The organism is Actinosynnema sp. (assembly GCF_052038725.1).
In genome coordinates, this window is the sequence record NZ_JBQGCX010000512.1 from 1 (window position 1) to 6,647 (window position 6,647).

General features: G+C 74.3%; 3 protein-coding genes and 1 pseudogene. 2 read left to right on the forward strand and 2 right to left on the reverse strand.

Annotated elements, in window-relative coordinates:
• The coding region (locus ACTUAL_RS10195; RefSeq protein WP_440900100.1) for a sugar ABC transporter substrate-binding protein at positions 1 to 979 on the reverse strand (979 nt) is incomplete at its 3' end.
• Positions 980 to 1,286: 307 nt separating this feature from the next.
• On the opposite strand from ACTUAL_RS10195, the gene ACTUAL_RS10200 reads away from it, so the two are divergent.
• The gene (locus ACTUAL_RS10200; RefSeq protein WP_440900101.1) at positions 1,287 to 2,981 is read left to right on the forward strand and encodes a S8 family serine peptidase; all 1,695 of its coding nucleotides are present in this window, start codon (positions 1,287 to 1,289) and stop codon (positions 2,979 to 2,981) included.
• 195 nt (positions 2,982 to 3,176) lie between these two features.
• Here ACTUAL_RS10200 and ACTUAL_RS10205 read toward each other — a convergent pair whose 3' ends face one another.
• Entirely contained in the window at positions 3,177 to 6,125 is a 2,949-nt protein-coding gene (locus ACTUAL_RS10205; RefSeq protein WP_440900102.1) for a glycine--tRNA ligase, read from the reverse strand.
• Between the two features lie 316 nt (positions 6,126 to 6,441).
• On the opposite strand from ACTUAL_RS10205, the pseudogene ACTUAL_RS10210 reads away from it, so the two are divergent.
• A pseudogene (locus ACTUAL_RS10210) lies at positions 6,442 to 6,647 on the forward strand (hypothetical protein); the annotation flags it as partial.

The window sequence follows — 6,647 nt, forward strand, 5'->3', positions numbered from 1 at the left end:
GCACCGCCCCCAGCAGCACCGCCTTCACCCGGCGCCCGTTCGTCGGGTCCTCGGTGGTCGCGCTCGCCAGCGCGTCCGCGCGCGCCACGTCCCCGTCCGCGAGCGCCGAGGCGAGCCGGGCCGCCGCCTCCGCCTCGTCCCGGATGGACTTGTGCACCGTCATGCACTGCTCGCCGCGCAGCACCGCGCGCAACCCGTCCACCGTGGCGTCCTGCCCGGTCACCGGCACCTTCCCGGCCAGTCCCCTGGCGCGCAGCACCTGGATGGCGGCGGCGGCGAGCCGGTCGTTGGCCGCGAGGACCCCGTCGACTCGCCCGCCGCTGTCGTTGAGCGCCTGCTCGAACCGGGCCCGCCCGAGCAGCGGGTCCCAGCGGTCGGCGCTCGTGCTGGCCGCGAGCCGGTAGTCGCCGCGCTCGTAGCGGGGGCCGAGGACGCGGCGCTGCCCGTCGGCGAACTGCATGGCGTTGTTGTCCTGCGGCGCGCCCTGCAGCTCGATGACCCGCGCGCCCCGCCGGTCCCCCAGGCAGTCCACGAGCCCGCGCGCCTGGAGCTCGCCGACGGCCTCGTTGTCGAAGGACACGTGGTAGTCGGCGGCCCCGCCGACGCTGAACCGGTCGTAGTCGATGACGGGGATGCCCGCCTTGCGCGCCTTGTGCTCGACGGTGGCCCCGCCCTCGGGGGTCAGCGGGGTGATCAGCAGGACCGCGACGCCCCTGGCGATCAGGTCGTCGGCGATGCTGGCGAACCGGAACTCGTCGTTGCGGGCGTTCTCGACGACCGGGTCGAGCCCCTCGGCCTCCAGGGCGCGCAGGAGCTGCGGCCGGTCCTGCTCCTCCCAGCGGGCGGAGGACTCGGTGTCGGGCAGGATCACGCCGACGAGCGGCCTGGTCGGGCGCTCCGGCGGTCCGGCGGTCCCCCCGCAGGCCGCGAGCAGCAGCGCGGGCAGTCCGGCGCAGAGCGCCCTCCCGAGCCTTCGCATCAAGCCAACCCCTCGCGCGTTCACCCGCACGGGTGGGCGGGATTCCGAAGCCACCTTCCCCGACCAGGGGCGCGGGCCGGGCAGCGGGGTGCGGCCGACCGGTCCAGCGCTGCCCCGCCGAGGCCGTCCATGACCTTCCACGCGACATCGCCGCAGGTCGGAGAATTGTTACCCACCGTGGGCAAATCACTCAGGGTGCATACCCCACTACGCTTCGGTGTCCGACGAACGGACCCTGACCACGATCGCTTTCTGTGTCAAGGTGACGCCCGACCCGACGTCGAACGGGTGTGAGGAGACAGCTCAGGTGAGATCACGCAGAATCGCCCACCCCGCGCTGGTGCTGGTGGGAGCCGCCGCACTCGTCGCCGCCGCGACGACGCCCGCCGCCGCCGAGCAGGCCACCACCGAGTACACCGTGCTGGTCGAGGACGGGGCCAGCCGGGACGCCGCGGTCGCGGCGGTGCGCGCTGCGGGCGGCCACCTGGTCCGCGAGAACAGCGCGGTCGGGATGCTGGTCGTGCGGGCGCCGGAGTCCGGTTTCGCCGGGCGCGTCTCCGCCTCGCCGTCGGTGCTGGGCGCGGCCACGGCCAAGCCGATCGGCCGCACGCCCGGTTCCGCAGGCAACCGCGAGTGGTCCGACGTGGAGAAGGAGAACACCGCGCTGGGCGCGGCGAAGGCCCCTTCCGCGTCCCGCGAGGCCACCGCCGCCCAGGCCGGTCTGGACCCGCTGGACAGCGACCTGTGGGGCCTGCGCGCGGTGCGCTCCGACATCGCCCGCGCCAAGCAGCCCGGCGACAAGCGGGTCAAGGTCGGCGTGATCGACACCGGCGTCGACGGCAACCACCCGGACATCGCGCCGAACTTCGACCGCGAGCTGTCCCGCAACTTCACCGTCGACCTGCCCTACGACGCGGACGGCGGCGAGTTCGACGGCCCGTGCGAGTTCCGGGGCTGCGTCGACCCGGCGGACCACGACGACGGCGGCCACGGCACGCACGTCGCGGGCACCATCGGCGCGGCGGCCAACGGCTCCGGCGTCTCCGGCGTCGCCCCGAACGTCACCCTGGTGAACGTGCGGGCGGGCCAGGACTCGGGCACGTTCTTCCTGCAGCCGGTCGTCGACGCGCTCACCTACAGCGCGGACGCGGGCCTGGACGTGGTGAACATGTCCTTCTACGTCGACCCGTGGTACATGAACTGCGGCAACGACCCCACGGCCACCGCCGAGGAGCAGCTGGAGCAGCGCACCACCATCACCGCGGTGCAGCGCGCCCTGAACTACGCGCACGGCAAGGGCGTCACGCTGATCGGCGCCGGCGGCAACAACCACGAGGACCTCGGCAACCCGAGGACCGACGTGGTCAGCCCGAACTACCCGCCCGGCCACGCCCGGCCGCGCCCGGTGGACTCCAGCTGCCTGAACCTGCCGACCGAGGGCGACCACGTCATCTCGGTGTCGGCGCTCGGCCCGTCGCTGACGAAGGCCGACTTCTCGAACTACGGCACCGAGCAGACCGAGCTGTCCGCGCCCGGCGGGTACTTCCGCGACGGCCTGGGCACCGACTGGTACCGCACGAACGAGAACCTGGTCCTGTCGACCTACCCGCGCAACGTGGCCCTGGCCGACGGCGCGATCGACGCGGACGGCAACCTCACCCCGGCCGGTGAGTCGGCGGGCGTCAAGAAGGACTGCTCGACCGGGACCTGCGCGTACTACCAGTTCCTGCAGGGCACCTCGATGGCCGCCCCGCACGCGTCCGGCGTGGCCGCGCTGGTGGTCAGCCAGTACGGCAAGAACGACAAGAAGCACCCCGGCACGCTGACCATGGCTCCGGACAAGGTGAAGACCGTGCTGACCGGGACCGCGACCAAGCGGCCGTGCCCGGTGCCCAGGACGGTGTCGTACGTGAACGTCGGCCGCTCGGCCGAGTTCGACGCGACCTGCGTGGGCGACGCGAAGTTCAACGGCTTCTACGGCCACGGCATCGTCGACGCCTAGGGCGCGGTGACCAGGGGCGGCGGGCTGATCTAGCTCCCCCTCGACCGGCGCGCGGCCCCGCACTCCTGGAGTGCGGGGCCGCTGGCCGAAGAAGAACACACCCGCTGAGCCGCAGCGAGGGCCGAGGTGCACCGGCTGCCGGCCCCCGCACTGCTGCGCAGCGCGGGGGCCGCTCGCGCCAGGACCGCGCTCAGGTCAGGACGGCAGCTCCTGCCAGGCCAGCACGGGCGCGGCCAGGTCGCGGATGGTCGCCAGCAGGCCGAGGCGGGCGGCCCGCAGCTCGGGCTCCTCGGCCATCACCAGCACGTCGTCGAAGAACCGGTTGACCGGCCCGGTGAGCGGCGCGGCGGCGGCGACGAAGGCCGCGAGGCCCTCGCCGTCCGGCTTGACCGAGCCGAGCGCCTCGTGCAGCGCCAGCTCGGCGGGCTCGCGCAGGGCGCTCGGGTCGTAGCCGCCCGAGGTGCCCGCGGGCACGATCCGGCGGACCCGCTGCAGCGCGGCCACGAGCGCGGTGAACGCCTCGTCGCCGACCAGCGCGGTCAGCTCGGCCAGGGTCTCGTCCGCGACGGCGGGCGCGTCGGCCAGCACGAGCACGGCGTTGACGTGGCGGTGGTCGTGCCCGGCGTCGAGCAACTGCTGCTCGTACCGGCGGACCGCGAACTCCCGCGCGCCCTCGAGGGCCTCGTCGGACAGCGCGACGCCCTCGGGCAGGCCCGCGGCGGCCAGCTCCAGCGCCGCGGGCAGGGTGATGGCGCGCAGCTCGGGGAAGTGCCGCAGCACGCTCACCGCGCCGAGCGCGGCCCGCCGCAGGCCGAACGGGTCGGAGCTGCCGGTCGGGTTGGCCCCGGTGGCGAACAGGCCCGCGAGCAGGTCGAACCGGTCGCCGAGGGAGAGCAGCGCGCCCGCAGTGGACGCGGGCGTCGCGTCACCGGCGGAGCGGGGCAGCTCCATCTCGTACAGCGCCTGCGCCACCTCGGGGGTCTCGCCCGCGCGGACCGCGTACTCGCGGGCCATGGTCCCGGCGAGGCTGGACAGCTCGATGACCATCTGCGAGCCGAGGTCGAACTTGGCCAGCTCGCCGGCCCGGCGCAGCGTGTCGTCGCCCGCGCCGACGACCTCGGCGAGCCGTTCGGCGAGCGCGGCGATGCGGGCGCTGCGGTCGGACATGGAGCCGAGCTTGTCGGCGAAGGTGAGCTTGTCCAGCCCGGCCTTCATCGTCTCCAGCGGCGTGCGCAGGTCGGCGCGCCAGAAGAACGCGGCGTCCTCGTAGCGGGCCCGCAGCACGGCCTCGTTGCCCGCGCGCACCAGGTCCTCGTCGACCTCGCCGTTGGCGACGGCCACGAAGTGCGGCAGCAGCGAGCCGTCGGCGGCCCGGACCGGCAGGTACCGCTGGTGCTTGCGCATCACCGTGGTGAGGATCTGCGCGGGCAGCTCCAGGTAGTCGGCGTTGAACGACCCCAGGATCGGGGTCGGCTGCTCGACCAGGTTGGTCACCTCGTCCAGCACGCCGTCCAGGTCCACCGAGCCGCCGACCGACGCGGCCAGCTCCTGCGCCCTGCGCACGATCTCGGCGCGCCGGTCGTCGGCGGACAGCACCACGCCGTGCCCGGCCAGGAACTCCCGGTAGCCGTCGGCGGAGGAGACCTCCACCACGGGCTGGTCGGCGGTGCGGTGCACCCGCGTGGTGGTCCCGGAGGCCAGCGCGGACGCCACCACCGGCACCGGGGTGTCGCCGAGCAGGGCGAGCAGCCAGCGCACGGGGCGGGTGAACGACAGCTTCGGGTCGCTCCACTTCATGTTCTTCTCGGCGCGCAGCTCGGTCACGACCTCGCCGAGCACCCCGCTGAGCACCTCGACCGCGCCGCGACCGGCGACGGTCCTGGTCAGCGCGACGTGCTCGACGCCGTTCTCGACCACGCGGCCCAGCTCGGACACGTCGACGCCCTGCCCGCGCGCGAAGCCCTGCGCGGCCTTGGTGGGGTTGCCGTCGGCGTCGAACGCGGCCGAGACGCGGGGGCCGCGCGCGGTGCGCTCGGCGTCGGGCTCGCGCGGCTGCACGTCCGGCACCACGACGACCACGCGCCGGGGCGTGCCGTGCGCGGCGACCTCGCCGGTGGCGAGCCTGGTCGCGCCGAGCTTGGCGGCGACCGCCTCGCGCACGGCCTGCGTGGTGCGGGTCACCTCGTGCGGCGGCAGCTCCTCGGTGCCGATCTCGAACAGCAGCGTGCGCGCGCCGTCGACGTCGGCGAAGGAGGTCGGCTTGGGCGCGGCGGGCAGCGCCTCGACCAGGCCGAGCGGGTGCCCCTGCTCCTCGCGGCGGGCCGCCCACAGCTGCGACACCTCGCGGGCCAGCCCGCGCATCCTGGCGAACGCGCGCGCCCGCTCCGTGGTGCTGATCGCGCCGCGCGCGTCGAGCACGTTGAACGTGTGCGAGCACTTGAGCACGTAGTTGTGCGCGGGCACGGGCAGGCGGGCGTCCAGCATCCGCCTGGCCTCGGAGGCGTACTCCTCGAACAGCCGCTTGTTCGCCTCGACGTCCGCGTCGTCCAGGTAGTAGCGGCTCATCTCGTACTCGGCCTGGCCGAACGCCTCGCCGTAGGAGATGCCGGGCGCGTAGGCGATGTCCTTGAAGTGGGACACGCCCTGCAGCGCCATCATGATCCGCTCGATGCCGTAGGTGATCTCCACCGACACCGGGTCGAGCGACATGCCGCCCGCCTGCTGGAAGTACGTGAACTGGGTGATCTCCAGGCCGTCCAGCCAGACCTCCCAGCCCAGGCCCCACGCGCCGAGCGCGGGCGAGGCCCAGTTGTCCTCGACGAACCGCACGTCGTGGGCGCGCACGTCGATGCCGAGCGCGGCGAGGCTGCCCAGGTACAGCTCCTGGGGGTTGCCGGGGTCGGGCTTGAGGATGACCTGGAACTGGGTGTGGGTCTGGAGCCGGTTGGGGTTCTCGCCGTAGCGGGCGTCGTCGGGCCGCACGCTGGGCTCCACGTAGGACACCCGCCACGGCTCGGGACCGAGCACGCGCAGCACGGTCGCGGGGTTGAGCGTCCCCGCCCCGACCTCGGTGTTGTAGGGCTGCACGACGACGCAACCCCGTTCGGTCCAGTACCTGGTCAGCGCGAGCAGCGCGTCCTGCATGGTCAGCACGGGGGCACAGTCTACGAAGCGCGCATGGGGAGGTTCACAATCGGTCCGCTCACCTGGCCAAAGGCCGTAACAAGGCGGTAGCACCGCTCGCGCAGCGCGCTGTGCCACTCTATGGGCGCAACCCGGAGCCCCTCCGGTGCGTCACCAGGGGTGTACCGGTGCGAAGAGGGAGGGAGTGCGAGTGGACAACCGGCCGCCGAGGCAGGGCGACCCCGACGGGTTCGGGAGGCGCCCCGTCCCGCCACGGGACCCCTCCGCGCGCAGAGCGCCCGCCGGCGGGGACCGGCTCCCGCCCAGGCGCGGCCCGGTGGAGGGCGAGCGCGACGGCAGGCAGACGCCCCCGGAGGGCGGCAGGCCGCTGCCCGAGGGCGCCAGGAGCCGTCCGCCCGAGGGCGCGCGGAGCCGACCGCCGATCCGGAACGTGGCGCCGCCCACGGAGCGCACCGCGCCGGTGCGCGCCGACCGCGGGCGCGACGAGCCGCCGCGCGCCGGGAGGCTGGACGAGCCGCGCGG

What these genes read in the sequence shown, in the direction of transcription:
- ACTUAL_RS10205 (WP_440900102.1), bottom strand. Translation starts at nt 6,125, where the DNA reads ATGCAGGACGCGCTGCTCGCGCTGACCAGGTACTGGACCGAACGGGGT.